Consider the following 15,861-nt stretch of genomic DNA (forward strand, 5'->3'; position numbering starts at 1 on the left):
ATTTCTAGCCATAGAAATCGTATTCTTCTGACTTGTTTAACCGTTTTCTCCAAATAAGGGTTGCGGTTCAATATCTTCTCGTTTTTTAAGACCGAATCCTTCGACTGCATATTTTCGGATATGAGCTTCCATTTCTTCAATGGAATCTGTCATGAGAAATAGCTCCAAATCTGATTTGTTTATGGTCCCATAATCTGCTAAGTGTACGATGTAATCATATAAATGCTGATGAAATTCTGAACACATCAAAACCACGGGAAACCTGCGCATAACCTTTGTTTGCATCAAGGTGAGTGCTTCAAAAAACTCGTCTAATGTTCCAAACCCACCTGGCATCACCACAAAAGCATAGCTATACTTGGATAGCAGCACTTTTCTTACAAAGAAATACTTGAAGTTCATAAACTTATCCAAGTATGGATTGTGATGTTGCTCAAAAGGTAGGATGATATTACAGCCAACCGATTTTCCTCCAACATTTTTAGCACCTCTGTTGGCGGCCTCCATGATTCCAGGACCACCTCCAGTCATGACCGTGAAGCCCATTTTGCTGACCTGTTCGCCAACTCTTACTGCTAGTTGGTAGAAGGGGTCCTTTTCTTCAAATCGAGCCGAACCAAATACCGTTACACAAGGCCCTACAAAGTGTAGCATCCGGAAGCCACGGATAAATTCAAGCATGACTTTTAAAATCATCTTAAATTCTTTCCAGCGGGTTTGAGGACCTGCAAAAAATTCCTCTTCTTCGGGATTTACTAGGGGGGAAAAGCTTTTTGGATTCTCTTTAATCATGGGTGGTTGAGTTTAGCTTGGAGCAAGATAAGAAACCTTTTATACTTTGAAAATGCAGAGTTTTACAAAATTCCATTTTTTTTGGAAACATTTTGGATAACTTACCTTATCAAATAATCAGACTATGAAAAAAATCAATTCATTTATTTTAGTACTCGCAATGATCAGTACACAACTAATGATGGCCTGTGGGGCTGAAAAGACTGAAGAGGATGAAACTACCGATGAGCTCACTGCAAAAAGAGGAGGCATTGCTTTATATACCTTAAGAGAAGCGATGGCCCAAGACCCTAAAGCTACCTTACAAAGCGTAGCAGATATAGGATATGCATACATTGAGGCTGCGGGATATGCGGATGGTAAATTCTATGGAATGGAGCCGGTAGCATTTAAGGAGTATGTGGAGTCCATTGGTCTTACTGCTAAAAGTGCCCATATGGGAGGTGTTACCTTGGAAAATGCAGATGAGCTGATTGCTGCTACGAAAGAAGCCGGCTTCACCTATTTTGTTATTCCTGTGCCGCCCATGGGTATGTTTACCTACGGTCCTGAGGGATTGGGTATGAAAGGTACTCCCGAAGAACTTGTTCAGATTCTGAATGAAATCGGAGAAAAATGTACAGCAGCAGGTTTGAAGCTACTCTACCATAACCATGACTTCGAATTTGTACCTAGAGAAGATGGGGTGATTTTGACAGATTATATTTTGGATAACACCGATCCTGCTCATGTCAATTTCGAAATTGACATCTATTGGACAGTGAAAGCAGGAGCAGATCCCATTGCTTATTTTGAAAAATACCCCGGAAGATTTCTCGCTTGGCACTTAAAAGATATGGATGATCAAGAGCGATTTGCGCCGGTTGGAGAAGGTACCATAGATTTTGCAGAAATCTTAACCCATCAAAGCAAAGCTGGAATGGTTCATTACTTTGTAGAGCAAGACCAAACATTTGATGGCATGACTCCATTCGAATCCGTTCAGATATCCCATCAAAAAATTGTAGAATTAGGTTTTAATTGATTAGTAAGGAACAAAAAAAGAGGCTGTTTTTCGAACAGCCTCTTTTTTTTTGTTAGGGTATTTTTATTTGTACATTACCTGCTTGACAGCTTCCAAAGTACGCTTCACATTTGGAATAGTTGCGTCAATATACGTAGGTGCATAGCTCAACGGTACATCCATAGAATTCACACGTACTACTGGAGCATCTAGGTAATCAAAAGCGTTTCTCTGCAAATGGTAAGCGATTTCAGAAGAAATAGCAGCCAAAGGATTTGCTTCCTCAACCACTACGCATCTGTTGGTTTTCTTCACTGAATTCACCACTGCTGCATAATCAATTGGTCTGACGGTTCTCAAGTCAATTACTTCTGCTTCCACACCATCCTTAGCCAATTCCTCTGCTGCTTCCAAGGCAACTTTCATCATTTTACCAAATGATACGATCGTTACATCGGAGCCTTTTCTCTTAATATCAGCAACACCTATTGGAAGTAAGTATTCACCCTCAGGTACTTCACCTTTATCGGAGTACATTAACTCAGATTCCATAAAAATCACAGGATCGTTATCTCTAATGGAAGCTTTCAATAAGCCTTTCGCATCATAAGGATTAGAAGGTACGACTACTTTCAAACCTGGAGTGTTGGCAAACCAATTTTCGAAGTTGGAAGAGTGGGTTGCACCCAATTGTCCAGCATTACCAGTTGGACCTCGGAACACGATTGGTACACTGTAAGCGCCACCTGACATTGCGAGCATTTTGGCAGCTGAGTTGATCACCTGATCAATCGCAACTAAGGAAAAGTTGAAAGTCATGAATTCGATGATTGGTCTCAGTCCATTCATCGCAGCACCTACTCCCAAACCTGCAAAACCAAGCTCAGCAATCGGGGTATCGTACACCCTGTCCGGTCCAAACTCGTCTAACATACCTTGGGATACCTTGTAGGCACCGTTATATTCAGCTACTTCTTCACCCATGAGAAACACGTTTTTATCGCGTCTCATTTCTTCCGACATAGCTTCTCTTAATGCTTCTCTAAATTGGATAACTCTCATTTCAAAATCTATATTTTGGCCCGTAAAAATAGAAAGTAATCCCTCAATTCCAAAACATCACAGAGGCATAAATGCCATTAATGAAAGAAATAGAGCACTTCAAATGGGGTTTACTCTTCTTTTTTAACGATTTCTTTTCCACAACTTACCCAATTATTGAGCCCACCCTCTAGCATGTAGACCTTTTTAAAGCCCATTTCCTTCATTTTTTCTGTCGCAGGAATGGTGCGTTTGGCTGATCTGCAATAGACATAGTAAGTTTTCTTTTTATCTAGGCTTTCCAAGCCTTTCTCAAAATCCCCTCCCAAATAGTCGATGAATTCCGCATTTGGTATATATCCTTCCGCTACTTCATTGGGTGTGCGGATATCGAGTATAACAGCTTTTTTCTTTTTCTTTGCCGCTACTTCAAAAGCATCGGGAGCTAATGCGGGTGCTCCCTCTTGAGCATACGATTGAATGCTAAAAAGGAAGATACATACCATTGCCGTGATGGATTTCAAAAGTAAATGTTTGATGGCTGCTTGCTTTTTCATTTGTCAGGACTAGTTTTGGTTTACACTTCAAAAATAATCATTTAAAATTAACGAATTGGTACGGATAGCATTGATTTCGGATTCTCATGGCTTTATGGATGAGCAGATTGTCAAACATTGTGCGGATGTAGATGAGATTTGGCATGCAGGAGATATTGGTGATATCCGCATCTTAGATTTACTGCCCACCGGTGCTATCCATAGAATCATCACTGGAAACATCGATGATCAAGCAGCAAGACTGGAGTACCCCGAGTTCACTTCTTTTATGGTCGAAGGCTTGAAAATTGGCATGCTGCATATTGCAGGGAATCCACCAAGGTATGCCAAGGGCGTTAAAAAACTAATTCAAGAAGAAGGGTTAAAGGTCTTGGTTTGCGGACATTCCCATATTTGCAAAGTTGTTTTTGATCATGACCTTCAATGCTTGTATATGAATCCCGGGGCCATAGGTCATCAAGGTTTTCACCAAGTAAGAACGCTTTTGAAATTCGAAATTGCGAATGCTAAAGTTCAAAACTTAAAAGTGGTAGAACTCGGGAGGAGAGGTAGGGGATAAAAAATAAAGGGTTCAATCGTAAGATTCAACCCTTTTATTTTGACTTCCCGAAGGAAGTGCTTGAATTTTTGTTGGACAAGATTAGGCCTCGAAGCTTTTTTTCAGCTCTTCGATGTCTACATTTTTGATTACCGGCTTAGCATTCAATTGCTTAATTTTGATAACTCTTGTATTTTGACCTTGTCTTTTTCTTCTCAACTTTCTTTTTAACGTAGTAACAGCCATCGTCTTATCTGTTTATGTGATTCCAAATGAAGCGCAAAATTAAAATAAAATTTTGATTTTACTTACCTTTGGGCAAAATTAAAAATAATTATGTCGATTCAGAAACCAAGTCTTCCGAAAGGAACCCGTGATTTTGGCCCTGTTCAAATGGCTCGTAGGAACTTTATCCTAAATACCATCAAGGATACTTTTAAGCTATTTGGATTCCAACAATTGGAAACACCCTCCATGGAGAATCTGAGTACCCTTACGGGTAAATATGGAGATGAGGGAGATCAATTGCTATTTAAAATTTTGAATTCGGGTAATTATTTGAAAGATGTAGAGCTTGCAGATTTGGAAAAAGGTACAGCTCATGTCTTACCAAAAGTTTCAGAAAAGGGTTTGCGTTATGACTTGACCGTGCCTTTTGCTCGATACGTGGTCATGAATAGAAACGAAATTACCTTTCCGTTTAAACGTTTTCAAATCCAACCAGTATGGAGAGCAGATCGTCCTCAAAAAGGTCGCTATCGAGAGTTTTATCAGTGTGATGCAGATGTGGTGGGGACAGATAGCCTGCTTTGTGAGGTGGAAATTTTATTGATGATTAAGCGAGTATTTTCTCAACTTGGTATTACAGATTATAGTATCAAAGTGAATAACCGTAAAATTTTAACAGGATTATCCGAAGTTATCGGTGAACAAGGAAGAGAAGGGGAGTTATGTGTAGCCATTGATAAATTAGATAAAATCGGTTGGGAAAAAGTGCAAGAGGAGTTAGCTCAACGTAATTTCTCAGCAGATGCAGTAAAAAAATTGGAGCCAATTATCGGAGTGAATGGATCGAATGAACAAAAGCTGGCATTCTTGAAAAACTTCTTGTCAGCTTCTGAAGTAGGCTTACAAGGAGTACAGGAGTTGGAGGAGGTTACCCGATTATTAGCGGTTTATGGCGCCTCCCAAGAACATGTGGATTTGGATGTAGTGCTCGCGAGAGGATTATCCTATTACACAGGGGCTATTTTTGAAGTGAAGGTCAATAACGTCTCCATAGGTTCCGTGAGTGGAGGTGGTCGCTATGATAACTTGACGGGCGTTTTTGGATTAGAGGGAGTTTCGGGGGTAGGCTTCTCATTTGGAGTAGACCGCATCTATGATGTAATGGAAGAACTGGGATTATTCCCACAAGAGAATTTGGATCAAACAAAGGTATTGATCTGTCATTTTGATCAAGCTGGATTTGAATATGGGCTAAAAGTATTGCAGCTATTGCGGGAGGCAGGTATTCGTTCAGAGTTGTTTCCAGATGTTGCTAAATTCAAAAAGCAATTAACTTATGCTGATAAAAAAAATGTGCCATATGTTTTGGTGTTAGGGGATGATGAACTTGTCAATCAAACCGTAACCATCAAACATATGGCATCAGGAAAACAGGAAACTGTTGCGTTAGGAGCACTTGTGGAGAAACTCTCCGAATAACACTTAAAACCATTTTCATGAAAAAGCCTTGTGCCGACTAGCAGTTATCTAGCGGTACAAGGCTTTTTGTCATTCAATCTCTAGGATACTTTTAATAGGAATGCAAATATCTGCTTTCAGACAAACGAAATCAGAACCGACTGCCCAAATCGTCGTATGCACGCGATAGGTTCTTTGATCTGCGTCCTGGAAGGTGATGTCAACTTTGTTTTTGAGTAGATTACCAAGTGCTAAGGCCCTGTTTAAATCAAATTCTCTTTTCTTAATTGCTTCGGCACTTTCCAATACCTCACTTTTGGAGAATCTTAACTGTGTGATAAGTTCTTTTTCGATATTTTCGATGGTTTTCATAGGTTTCAGTGTTATATGATTGTACAATATACTATATTCTTACTTCAATATTTCGAGAATAGTTACATTTGATGTATTTAATTTTTTTATGGTCAGTATAAGTGGTTGCATAAATGGCTGAACGGTAGTGTAGATGTATTGAGCTATTAGCCTAAGGAATAGTAAATCATGCAACTCATTTTCTCTATTCTAGTATAGTTAACGAAGAAAACAACTGCTTAGTCTCGGGTTTTTTGAATGTTGGATAAGGTAAATCAAGAAATGCTGCTGAGAGGTTTAGAAGAAAATCGATTTAAAAATTACCTTTGTAAGAAAAAAACACAAGCTATGTTTGATTTGATGAGCATGATGGGCAAGGTGAAAGAAGCCCAAGCGAAAATAAAAGAAACTCAAGCCAAGTTAGTGCATTTACGTGCTGTTGGAGAGTCGGGTGCAGGTATGGTCAAAGTGGAGGTGAATGGCCACAGACAAGTGATGAAAATCGAAATGGATGATGCCTTGATCAATCCAAATGATAAAGAAATGCTCAGCGATCTAATTGTCGCAGCAACCAATAAAGCCATGGAGGAAATTGAAGCCAAGATTAAAAACGAAATGAAGGCAGCTACCGAAGGTATGATTCCCAATATTCCAGGAATGGATTTTGGAAATATGTTTTGATGCAACGCGCCGCCATTGTCATATTGAATTACAACGGAAGGGAGGTCTTGGAAAAGTATCTTCCTTCTGTAGTTCAGTACTCCACTTTTCCCGTCATTATTGCTGATAATGCAAGTAAAGATGATTCAGTCAAGTTCCTTCGAGAGCATTACCCTTCCATTCAACTCATATCCTTAGCAAAAAATTATGGGTTTGCTGAAGGATATAATTTGGCATTGGAACAATTGAGGGGAGACTATGAATACTTTATTTTATTAAACTCTGATGTAGAGGTTACTCCTAGTTGGGATCAGGCACTGATTTCTTGGTTAGGCACTCATCCAGAGGCAGTAAGTGTCCAACCTAAAATTCTTTCTGCAATTACTCCTACCGAATTTGATTATGCAGGTGCGGGAGGAGGGTTTTTAGATAGTTTGGGTTATCCATTCTGTAGAGGAAGGATATTAGAGTCCATCGAGGAAGATATTGGTCAATACAATGATGTCATTCCCGTAGATTGGACTTCTGGGGCTTGTATGGCAATTAGAGCAAAGGATTTTTTTGATTTCGAGGGTTTTGATGGAGCATTTTTCGCCCATATGGAAGAGATCGATCTTTGTTGGCGTTGGAGAAATGCCGGAAAACAGCCTTTTTATAATGGAAAGGTTCAGGTTTATCATGTTGGAGGAGGAACGCTTTCTCGTAGCAACAGCACGAAAGTTTATCTGAATTTCCGAAACAGCCTGCTTATGAATCGAAAAAACCTTAAGGGGTTAGATTTTTGGTGGGTTCTGGCGCATCGTCACGTACTAGACCTCTTGGCCATATTCGTTTTTTTGATGAAAGGTCAGTTTGGCTTTGCCAAAGCAGTTCTAAAAGCACATAAGGATTACAGGAAACTCAACAGAGGAGCGTTGATTTCTAAGGGAACATCATTAATAGCTAAGAAAAATAGACCTTATGCTATACTTTGGCATTATTATGGCCTAGGAATCCGAAAGTTTCATTCGGGATTAATCGAATAAAACTGGATTATTCATTTTACGGAGGTATTTCCGCATTTTCATGAGCATCGCCATGCTGACATACACGATAATCGGAGAGCCTAAAGTAATAAATGAGCTATAGATAAAGAACAAACGGATACTGTCGATAGGAAAGTTAAGTTTCTCTCCTAACTTGCTACAAACGCCGAAGGCGCTTTCTTCGAAAAAGAGTTTAATTTTGTTCATAATAGTTGGTGGTATTGGTTATATCTGCAAATTAAATAAAATACATTTCATATGCGCAATTTATTTGTGAATCAAATGGTTAAAAGTTATAAAATTCTGTTATTTACTTTTTTTTCTGCTCTTTATTTGTCGTCTTGCAGCCCCCGTATACAATCTATTGAGGGAATGTTGGATGGAATAAAAGCATCTCCTGAAGTATTGACTTTGCATAGGGACTCCGTACGCTTCACTATTTCCGGTGCAATTCCCATTAAATTTCTCAATAAAGATGCTAGAATTCTCCTCTATCCAGAATATGTCTACGGGGATAATGCCCTCCGTTTGGGAGAAATCATTCCTTTTGATGGAGTTTTCAATCAAACATTTACTGAGGCACAGTTTTCTAATAATTACCTGATTCCTTTTCTACCCGGTATGGAAAAAGGAGAATTGCAGATTAAGCCTGTATATCAGTTGAAAAACAAGCTTTATACCGGAACTCCAAAAGTGATTGGAGTAGGAGTTAACACAGCTCCCATGCTAACTCGTATGGGACAGGTGAGAAGCGATCAGCCCATTCCTGAAATCGGGGTGTATTTGACGACGGATTTTTCCGGTATCAACTCAACTGAAAATAGGTCTTATGAAGTTGAATTTTTACTAGGAAGAGATCGCTTGTCTGCCAATCAATTACCCACAGCTCTTCAGAATCTTTTACAAAGAGGAGAGCGGGGAAAAACGGTAAACTCAATTCGAATAACTGGTTTGCATTCGCCTGAAACAGAAGATACTCGAGATCATAATTTGGCAGAGAAAAGAGCTCAATCCCTTCGTCTGAGATTGGAAAATCTTGGAAGAAATTATCCTATTGAGACCAATTTTAGAAAAAATGATTGGTTTGATTTTCGCTTGCTATTGTCAGACTATCAAGGGATAGATGATAAATTGAAAGAACGTTATTTTGATGTGTTGACGTCTTCGGAGTCCTACGAAGGTAAGCTGAATAGTTTAAAGCGTTTACCACAATATGCCAAGGTTTCCAGGGATCTTTTTCCCAAACTACGTGCTGCTAAAGTCAGTATTACCTTAGCCAATAATGAATTCTCTAATCCTGAGATTGCTGCCAGTGTCTTCAAACTTCTGACAGAAGGAAGTGCCATGGAAGGATTCTCTCAAGAGCATTTGATCTATGCAGGTGAAAAAGCGGTGAGATTGAATGAAAAGGAGCTGATTTATAAAAAACTGATCGAATTATATCCCTCCGTATTGGCTTACAATAACTTGGGGGTGGTTTACATCAATCAAGCCCAAAGAGAAATCAATCAACAAAAGCGCAGGGAGTTGGTAAACTCAGCTATACGTTTGTTAAGGCAAGCGAATGGTATTCAAAATACACCTCAGGTGTATCATAATCTAGGACGTGCCTATATTTTAAACCAAAATTTCTTCGAAGCCTACATCGCAATTTCTCAGGCCTCCGGGATGAGTGGAAGTGTAGACCGGGAGTTTATCCGCATGAATGAAGCACTCAGGGGAGCTTTGGATATTGTCAATGGAGATTATCGCTTGGCGCTGATCCGCTTTGAGCAGGCGCCGGAAAATGAAGAAAATTTATTTAATAAAGGATTGGCCTACTTTCTGATCAGTGATTATGCCAATGCAGTTTTGGCTTTTGAAGAAAGTACTCAGATGAACAGGTCATCGGGCTATGGCTTCTATGGCCTTGCCATGGTAGCAGCAGTCAACGGAGACAGGGAGTCTGTATACACCTACATCAGTAGAGCCGTGCAGACAAATGAGTTCCTCCGAAGTCTTGCACCTACAGATATGATTTTTTACAGATTCTTTGATGACGAGCGTTATTTGCGAGCAATTCGAGGAGAAGCGAGAGACTAGAAGCGAGAGACTAGAAGCGAGAGGCGAGAGGCGAGAGGCGAGAAGTGAGATGCGAGAGTTTGGAATCAAGAGACAAGAGACAAGAGACAAGAATCAAGAGACAAGAATCAAGAGACAAGAATCAAGAATCAAGAGGCAAGAGGCAAGAATGTCTATCACGTCCTGAAATTTCTTGATACATTTTTCATTGTTCACTGCCCACTGTTCACTGCTCACTACCCACTGTTTGCTTCGACTTCGCTCAGCACAAGTGCTTCGACTACGCTCAGCACAAGCATTCTACATTCCCAACCACTGCTCACTGTTCACTATGCACTGCTCACTTCCCCTCCAATGCTGGGGGTTAAATCCCACGTCTATTGATGGCTGTATTTCCTAAAAATTCAACTCATTAACACCTTTAAATTCTGTATCCGTTATTGGCTTAAAAGCCACAGGACCAACTCATTCCTAATTCCTAATTCCTAATTATTCATTCTACATTCCCTACTGCCCACTGCTCACTTCCCCCTTCTCTCTACTTCTCTTAGATTCTCCAGTTTCTTATTTCTCAAGAAGCCATTGATATCTTCAAAGTGCTCTTTTACCCGCTTATTGCCAAATTCAAAAACTTTCGTTGCCAAGCCATCTAAGAAATCTCGGTCGTGAGAAACTAAGATCAATGTGCCGTCAAAATCTTTCAAAGCATCCTTGATGATATCTTTGGTTCGCATATCCAGGTGGTTGGTAGGTTCATCAAGAATAAGAAGGTTTACTGGCTCCAATAGGAGTTTGATCATAGCCAAACGGGTTTTTTCACCACCGGATAATACTTTGACTTTCTTGTTGATATCATCCCCTTTGAACATGAAGGCACCTAGCAAGTCTTTGATCTTACTGCGGATTTCACCCACTGCAATCTGATCTATGGTCTCAAAAATGGTCAGATTTTCATCCAGTTGGGAAGCTTGGTTTTGTGCGAAGTAGCCAATCATGGAGTTATGACCCAATTCGCATTTACCCGTATAGTCGATTTCTCCCATGATGGCCTTAATCATGGTGGATTTACCTTCTCCATTTTTACCTACAAACGCCACTTTCTGTCCCCGTTCAATGGTCATAGAAGCATCTTTGAAGACTACATGCTCTCCGTAAGATTTGGAGAGTTCTTCTACGATAACCGGATACTTCCCTGAACGCGGGGAAGGAGGGAAGCGCAAGCGTAGTGCGGAAGTATCTACTTCATCCACCTCAACGATTTCCAGTTTTTCCAGCATTTTTACCCGAGACTGCACTTGTAGGGTTTTGGAGTAGGTGCCTTTGAAGCGCTCGATGAATTGCTGGGTTTCTGCAATCATCTTTTGCTGCTCTTCATAATGTTTCTGCTGCTGTTCTCTCCGCTCTTTTCTGAGTTCTAGGTAGTGGCTGTATTTGGCTTTGTAATCATAAATTCTCCCCATTGTCACCTCAATGGTGCGATTGGTGATATTGTCAACAAATGCTCTATCGTGGGAAATGACTACTACCGCTTTGGCTTTTTCTTTCAAAAACTCCTCTAGCCACTGAATAGACTCGATGTCCAAATGGTTGGTAGGTTCATCCAATAAAATTAAGTCAGGCTTTTGTAAAAGGATTTTGGCCAACTCTATCCGCATTCTCCAGCCTCCGGAAAATTCAGAAGTGGATCTGTGGAAGTCTGTCCGCTCAAAGCCTAGACCAAGTAGTACCTTTTCAACCTCTTCTTCGTAGTTGACTTCCTCGATGGAATAGAATTTTTCAGAAACTTCTGAAACCCGCTCAATGATTTTGTAATAGTCCTCCGAATCATAATCCGTTCGAACAGTCAACTCTTCATTCAATCGATCGATTTCTTCCTTCAAACTCAGGTAAGAAGCAAATGCCTTGGAAGTTTCTTCAAATACGGTACAATCATCATCAGTCAATAAATGCTGTGGAAGGTAAGCGATTACCGCATCTTTAGGAGCGGAAACACCTCCTTTGGAGGGTTTGGATGCACCTGCTATGATTTTAAGCATGGTGGATTTACCCGCACCATTTTTCCCCATCAAGGCAATTTTATCTGTTGGATTGATAGAAAAGGAAATGTCACTGAACAAGGCATGTCCTCCGTGGATGACTGAAATATTATCGACTGAAATCATGAGTAAATTAATTCAGCCGCAAAGGTAAGAGGAATCCTAGCTTCAAGCGAATTTTTTTAGAACTTACCTTTATGTCCTTTTCTAAATTTGACGCCTTTGTATCCTAAAATTCAACTTTTATCCCCACTCGCGCTAAATGTTCACTATGCACTGCTTACTTCGACTACGCTCAGCACAAGTGCTTCGACTACGCTCAGCACAAGCACTATTCAATTTCCCTACAATGCTGGGGCTAAAATCCACGTAGGCATTTCATTCCTCATTCCTCATTCTTCATTCCTCATTCTTCATTCCAAATTCCAAATTCCTTTTCTACAATTTTTGGTCTCCAAAAAGGTTGAGCAGTTCGCTTTTTTTCTCTTGGGAAATGGATAAGAGTTCGCCATTACTCATGACTACTCCGCCTCCATCTTCTTTGGTGATTTTTTTGATATGGTCCAGATTGATGATGTGGCTGCGGTGGATGCGCATAAAGCTACCCAATTCTAAAAGCTTTTCGTACTCTTGTAAACGCTTGGATACGATGATTTTTTCTTTGTTGCTGAGGTGGAAGTGTGTATAGGAGCCGTCTGCTTTTAAAAAAAGAATTTCATCGAGTTTCAAAAAAATCAACCCTTCTCCTGTTTGTAAAGCAATTTTTTGAGGTTTATGCGTTTTTAGATTTTCATGCAAAATCTTGAGATTTTCTATTTGGGGAATGGTGACCTTAGCTAATGCTCGCTCAAGAGCTTCTTTTTGGATCGGTTTCAGCAGGTAGTCTACAGCTGATAGTTCAAATGCTTTCAAGGCAAACTCCTCATATGCTGTCACAAAAATGATCTTGGAATGTAGCTGCTGTCCTTGGAAGAAATCAAGGATTTCCAAACCGGAATACCCAGGCATCTCAATATCCAAAAAGACAATATCAGGTTTTTGCTGATGGATCAATTTGATCGCATCCGGGAGATTTTTAGCTTCTCCTTTTATCTGAATGTTTGGGAAGTAAGTTTCCAACATGCCACGAAGAGACATTCTGGCAATTGGTTCATCATCAACTAGTATGGCTGTATTCATAGGTGAACGGTAATCTGAGGGTGACTTTGGTGCCGATTCCCTCTCCCTGTTCATTGGTCAGGTCTTCAATGGAAGAAGTGATAGGGTCGGCTAAACTTTGGTTGAGTAGATTTACTCGGTTTTCAATCGCTTTTGTAGCAAATGCTTGGTGACCGCTTCGCTTACTATTGATTTCTGTCGATGCTTTTCTTCCTACTCCATTATCTTCGATGATGACATTTACATGTTTTTCATCTGTATCCAATTGAAACATGAGGCTTAATTTTCTTTTTCCAGATTGATGTAAAAGGCCATGTTTGACTGCATTTTCTACAAATGGCTGTATGATTAGTGAAGGGATTTGAATTAGATTTTTTTCTAATCGGGAATCGACGGCCAAAAGATATTCAAATTCTTCTTCAAATCTTCTTTTTTCCAAGGAAATATATAAGTCAATCAACTGAATCTCTTCTTCTAAGCGCACAAATTGTTTGTCTGACTGCTGCAATACTTTGCGCATCAAGTCAGAAAACTGTCCCAAGTACTGAGCAGCATCTTGTTTTTTATTGGTGAAAATTAAGCCTTGTACAGCATTGACCACATTAAAAAGAAAATGGGGATTCATTTGACTGCGAAGAGCCTTTAGTTGGGATTCTAATAATTTGGATTTGAGAGTCTCTTTTTCCTGAACTTTTTTTCTATAACTTGTTAAATATCCAAAAATCCCTAATGCCACCATCACCAAAGATCCTGCAATAAACCACCAAGTCTTCCAAAAAGGGGTTTCGACTACGAAATTGACAAATATAGACTCCGATATAGTGTCTTCAATAAGAGCTCTTACTTCCAATTGATAATTTCCGGAATTTAGTCCTGCGAAAATAATTGTGTTTTGACCAAGAGCGAGTGTTTGCCAATTTTCCTGATTGGGATTTGTTCTGAATTGAAGGTTAAAAGAACCCATACTTTTGAAATGGAGTACATCGAATTGAAACTCTAAGTTTTCAAGATTGTATGGTAACTTTTGGTCTAAGGAGATCACTTGTTCATTACTGCTAATTCGGCGAAGGTAGATATTGGGATTGACTGTTTGAATATCCATGGATAAATCAGTCCAAAGCAAACCCTCTGAGGTGGCTAACCAAATTTTATCTTTCCAAATTTTTAAATCATTCAAGTTAATCCCTTTAAACATACTGGAAATGGGTAATAATTGAAGATGTTGAGATGGAATGTGATAGTGAAAGAGCTGATTGCCACCGATGAGGTAAATATTATCTCCCGAAATCCGTACTTTTTTAACTGGAACTACATTGCCATCAACATAAATAGGGATTACTTTCTTGATTTCATCCCCTTCAATTGCCAACAGTCCTTTTTGTTGGGATCCTACCCAAATTTTTCCTTGAGAGTCCTCAGTCATAGAATTGACAATAAGAGGGGTGGCATCGTCCGGAAAAAAATCATACGTTTGGCCATTTTTGTCAAATGCAAACAATCCTTCGGCGCTACCAAAGTAGTAGCGCTGATATTTCCTTGAATAGTGAACCGTCTTAGTCCTTTTTTCTAAAATAAAATAAAAGGGGATAGCTGTGGTTGAGAAAATGGTGAGCGGGAACTTATCTCCCATTCGAACACTCGGCGGACTTTTAAGATCTTGGGCAATCAGCCCAGCACCAAGGGATGTAGCTACCATAAAGTTGCCTTCATCATCAGGAGTAATTTTTTTTGATAAATATATTTCCTCTAGTTTGCTTCCTTTTGGATAGTCAAAATACCCTTGGGTATGAAAAACAGTACTTGTGAGGCTGTCAAAATAGATAAATTCTACCTCATTTTGCAGTTGGGACTGATACGACTGAAGAATTTTACCATCCTGGTCCACACTGAAAATACGGCCTTTGTTATTTCCAGACAGTAAGGTGTTGTTATTGCTAAGTGCGAGTGATAATATGTTATTTCTATTTTCTGATCTGAAGTTGATAAGTTCAGTGGTGTAAAGTGGAGCATTGGCTATAAAAAATAATCCATCATCCAATGTGCTGATCCAAAGGTTTCCCTCCCTGTCTTGAATAACATCAGAGACACGCATGCCATGCAATAATGAGCCTGTAACCGATAGCATTTCTGTGTCTATTGTAAACAACCCTTTATTGGTGCAGATATATAAATCCCCTTCCACTTCTCTGAAAAAATAAAGATAGGTACCTTGGGGGAGTTGGCTTTTATCAACCATTTGCTTGGTACTGATATTGAATATTTCTCCCTCTAAGGAGCGGTTCAATCCATATACCTCGTCATTAAAAAAAGTAAATTCTAATAACCTCCATCCTTCGGGGCTTTGATACTGAACAACACCTTCTTGATTGATGATGCTCTGATTATTGTTGAAATAGACACGATCTTGGTATTCATGGAGTGAGTAAAATGCGTTTTCTTGGCCTTTGCTGGAAAGAATAGTTGTGGCAAAATCCTTGGTTAAATCTATTTTCAACAAGGTGTTATCCATGGCTGCAAACAGGCAATTGTTCTGAATAGTGAATTTTTTTAAACCTCCGTAGTTTTTCAAGACCTTTTGGACAGAGTGCACTGATTGGAGCGTACCATTGTTAAATGTAAAAATCTGGTTAGCGAAATTTTTTACCCACAAATTCCCGGCTTCATCATGAAGGAGATTGTCAAAATTATTATCCCAAGATTCTGGAGCGGGTAATTTTAGGAAGTTTTGTCCATTATATTGAAACACACCGATGTCTGTTCCTAAGTATAGATAGCCTTTAGGTCCCTGATGGATATCATAAATCGTTTGTGTGGGAAGTCCTTCCAAAAAACTTATGGGACGGATGAATTTGTCTTGTCCCCAAGCCAAGGGAGATGCAAGTAGTAGTAAAAAACACGAGAGCAGTAAGCTACCTACTGCTCTCCTAAGAATAGTCAAAGATAGTGGCATGAA

At 39.6% G+C, this 15,861-nt stretch carries 15 protein-coding genes; 6 read left to right on the forward strand and 9 right to left on the reverse strand.

Going from position 1 to position 15,861, the window contains the following annotated elements; all coding sequences use genetic code 11:
- Nucleotides 1-36: 36 nt before the first annotated feature.
- Nucleotides 37-792: an LOG family protein gene (locus tag ACXIUD_RS07470; RefSeq protein ID WP_458052001.1), complete on the reverse strand. Its 756-nt coding sequence runs from the start codon at nucleotides 790-792 to the stop codon at nucleotides 37-39.
- Between the two features lie 124 nt (nucleotides 793-916).
- Here ACXIUD_RS07470 and ACXIUD_RS07475 point away from each other — a divergent pair, with 124 nt between their 5' ends.
- On the forward strand, nucleotides 917-1,816 hold the full coding sequence (locus ACXIUD_RS07475) for a sugar phosphate isomerase/epimerase family protein (RefSeq protein WP_458052002.1): 900 nt from the start codon (nucleotides 917-919) through the stop codon (nucleotides 1,814-1,816).
- 63 nt (nucleotides 1,817-1,879) lie between these two features.
- On the opposite strand, the gene ACXIUD_RS07480 is transcribed toward ACXIUD_RS07475, so the two are convergent.
- Together ACXIUD_RS07480 and ACXIUD_RS07485 are read right to left on the reverse strand one after the other, a co-directional pair.
- Nucleotides 1,880-2,857 carry a pyruvate dehydrogenase complex E1 component subunit beta gene (locus tag ACXIUD_RS07480; protein ID WP_458052003.1) on the reverse strand — a complete coding sequence of 326 codons (978 nt, stop codon included), beginning with the start codon at nucleotides 2,855-2,857 and terminating at the stop codon, nucleotides 1,880-1,882.
- Nucleotides 2,858-2,967: 110 nt separating this feature from the next.
- Complete coding sequence (locus tag ACXIUD_RS07485) at nucleotides 2,968-3,393, reverse strand: rhodanese-like domain-containing protein (RefSeq protein WP_458052004.1); 426 nt, start codon at nucleotides 3,391-3,393, stop codon at nucleotides 2,968-2,970.
- 55 nt (nucleotides 3,394-3,448) lie between these two features.
- On the opposite strand from ACXIUD_RS07485, the gene ACXIUD_RS07490 reads away from it, so the two are divergent.
- A complete protein-coding gene (locus ACXIUD_RS07490) occupies nucleotides 3,449-3,952 on the forward strand; it encodes a metallophosphoesterase family protein (protein ID WP_458052005.1) in 504 nt (167 codons plus the stop codon).
- Nucleotides 3,953-4,033: 81 nt separating this feature from the next.
- Here ACXIUD_RS07490 and ACXIUD_RS07495 read toward each other — a convergent pair whose 3' ends face one another.
- The gene (locus ACXIUD_RS07495) at nucleotides 4,034-4,177 is read right to left on the reverse strand and encodes a hypothetical protein (RefSeq protein WP_458052006.1); all 144 of its coding nucleotides are present in this window, start codon (nucleotides 4,175-4,177) and stop codon (nucleotides 4,034-4,036) included.
- A 90-nt stretch (nucleotides 4,178-4,267) separates the two neighbouring features.
- Here ACXIUD_RS07495 and hisS point away from each other — a divergent pair, with 90 nt between their 5' ends.
- Nucleotides 4,268-5,638: a histidine--tRNA ligase gene (gene hisS, locus ACXIUD_RS07500; protein WP_458052007.1), complete on the forward strand. Its 1,371-nt coding sequence runs from the start codon at nucleotides 4,268-4,270 to the stop codon at nucleotides 5,636-5,638.
- Between the two features lie 69 nt (nucleotides 5,639-5,707).
- Here hisS and ACXIUD_RS07505 read toward each other — a convergent pair whose 3' ends face one another.
- Nucleotides 5,708-5,989, reverse strand: coding sequence for a hypothetical protein (locus ACXIUD_RS07505; RefSeq protein WP_458052008.1), 282 nt, complete (start codon nucleotides 5,987-5,989; stop codon nucleotides 5,708-5,710).
- 327 nt (nucleotides 5,990-6,316) lie between these two features.
- On the opposite strand from ACXIUD_RS07505, the gene ACXIUD_RS07510 reads away from it, so the two are divergent.
- Nucleotides 6,317-6,649: a YbaB/EbfC family nucleoid-associated protein gene (locus tag ACXIUD_RS07510; protein WP_458052049.1), complete on the forward strand. Its 333-nt coding sequence runs from the start codon at nucleotides 6,317-6,319 to the stop codon at nucleotides 6,647-6,649.
- A complete protein-coding gene (locus ACXIUD_RS07515) occupies nucleotides 6,649-7,653 on the forward strand; it encodes a glycosyltransferase family 2 protein (RefSeq protein WP_458052009.1) in 1,005 nt (334 codons plus the stop codon). Before ACXIUD_RS07510 ends, ACXIUD_RS07515 begins: the two co-directional genes overlap by 1 nt.
- Here ACXIUD_RS07515 and ACXIUD_RS07520 read toward each other — a convergent pair.
- The gene (locus ACXIUD_RS07520) at nucleotides 7,642-7,860 is read right to left on the reverse strand and encodes a PspC domain-containing protein (RefSeq protein ID WP_189580003.1); all 219 of its coding nucleotides are present in this window, start codon (nucleotides 7,858-7,860) and stop codon (nucleotides 7,642-7,644) included. The genes ACXIUD_RS07515 and ACXIUD_RS07520 overlap by 12 nt on opposite strands.
- Before the next feature lie 165 nt (nucleotides 7,861-8,025).
- On the opposite strand from ACXIUD_RS07520, the gene ACXIUD_RS07525 reads away from it, so the two are divergent.
- Nucleotides 8,026-9,735, forward strand: coding sequence for a tetratricopeptide repeat protein (locus ACXIUD_RS07525; protein ID WP_458052010.1), 1,710 nt, complete (start codon nucleotides 8,026-8,028; stop codon nucleotides 9,733-9,735).
- Nucleotides 9,736-10,235: 500 nt separating this feature from the next.
- On the opposite strand, the gene ACXIUD_RS07530 is transcribed toward ACXIUD_RS07525, so the two are convergent.
- From ACXIUD_RS07530 to ACXIUD_RS07540, 3 genes are all read right to left on the reverse strand, one after another.
- Nucleotides 10,236-11,876, reverse strand: a complete 1,641-nt coding sequence (locus ACXIUD_RS07530) for an ABC-F family ATP-binding cassette domain-containing protein (RefSeq protein ID WP_458052011.1) — start codon at nucleotides 11,874-11,876, stop codon at nucleotides 10,236-10,238.
- Nucleotides 11,877-12,188: 312 nt separating this feature from the next.
- Nucleotides 12,189-12,929 (reverse strand): LytR/AlgR family response regulator transcription factor, encoded by a 741-nt coding sequence (locus ACXIUD_RS07535; protein ID WP_458052012.1) that lies wholly within the window; start codon nucleotides 12,927-12,929, stop codon nucleotides 12,189-12,191.
- Nucleotides 12,907-15,858, reverse strand: a complete 2,952-nt coding sequence (locus ACXIUD_RS07540; protein WP_458052013.1) for a sensor histidine kinase — start codon at nucleotides 15,856-15,858, stop codon at nucleotides 12,907-12,909. Before ACXIUD_RS07540 ends, ACXIUD_RS07535 begins: the two co-directional genes overlap by 23 nt.
- Nucleotides 15,859-15,861 lie beyond the last annotated feature (3 nt).

It is taken from the genome of Mongoliitalea sp., from assembly GCF_054166905.1.

Bases quoted from the DNA above. Each gene is read 5' to 3' on its own strand.
- ACXIUD_RS07515 (WP_458052009.1), top strand. From the start codon at position 6,649: ATGCAACGCGCCGCCATTGTCATATTGAATTACAACGGAAGGGAGGTC.
- ACXIUD_RS07520 (WP_189580003.1), bottom strand. From the start codon at position 7,860: ATGAACAAAATTAAACTCTTTTTCGAAGAAAGCGCCTTCGGCGTTTGT.
- ACXIUD_RS07480 (WP_458052003.1), bottom strand. From the start codon at position 2,857: ATGAGAGTTATCCAATTTAGAGAAGCATTAAGAGAAGCTATGTCGGAA.
- ACXIUD_RS07530 (WP_458052011.1), bottom strand. From the start codon at position 11,876: ATGATTTCAGTCGATAATATTTCAGTCATCCACGGAGGACATGCCTTG.
- ACXIUD_RS07495 (WP_458052006.1), bottom strand. From the start codon at position 4,177: ATGGCTGTTACTACGTTAAAAAGAAAGTTGAGAAGAAAAAGACAAGGT.
- ACXIUD_RS07470 (WP_458052001.1), bottom strand. From the start codon at position 792: ATGATTAAAGAGAATCCAAAAAGCTTTTCCCCCCTAGTAAATCCCGAA.
- hisS (WP_458052007.1), top strand. From the start codon at position 4,268: ATGTCGATTCAGAAACCAAGTCTTCCGAAAGGAACCCGTGATTTTGGC.
- ACXIUD_RS07535 (WP_458052012.1), bottom strand. From the start codon at position 12,929: ATGAATACAGCCATACTAGTTGATGATGAACCAATTGCCAGAATGTCT.
- ACXIUD_RS07475 (WP_458052002.1), top strand. From the start codon at position 917: ATGAAAAAAATCAATTCATTTATTTTAGTACTCGCAATGATCAGTACA.
- ACXIUD_RS07510 (WP_458052049.1), top strand. From the start codon at position 6,317: ATGTTTGATTTGATGAGCATGATGGGCAAGGTGAAAGAAGCCCAAGCG.
- ACXIUD_RS07540 (WP_458052013.1), bottom strand. From the start codon at position 15,858: ATGCCACTATCTTTGACTATTCTTAGGAGAGCAGTAGGTAGCTTACTG.
- ACXIUD_RS07505 (WP_458052008.1), bottom strand. From the start codon at position 5,989: ATGAAAACCATCGAAAATATCGAAAAAGAACTTATCACACAGTTAAGA.
- ACXIUD_RS07485 (WP_458052004.1), bottom strand. From the start codon at position 3,393: ATGAAAAAGCAAGCAGCCATCAAACATTTACTTTTGAAATCCATCACG.
- ACXIUD_RS07525 (WP_458052010.1), top strand. From the start codon at position 8,026: ATGTTGGATGGAATAAAAGCATCTCCTGAAGTATTGACTTTGCATAGG.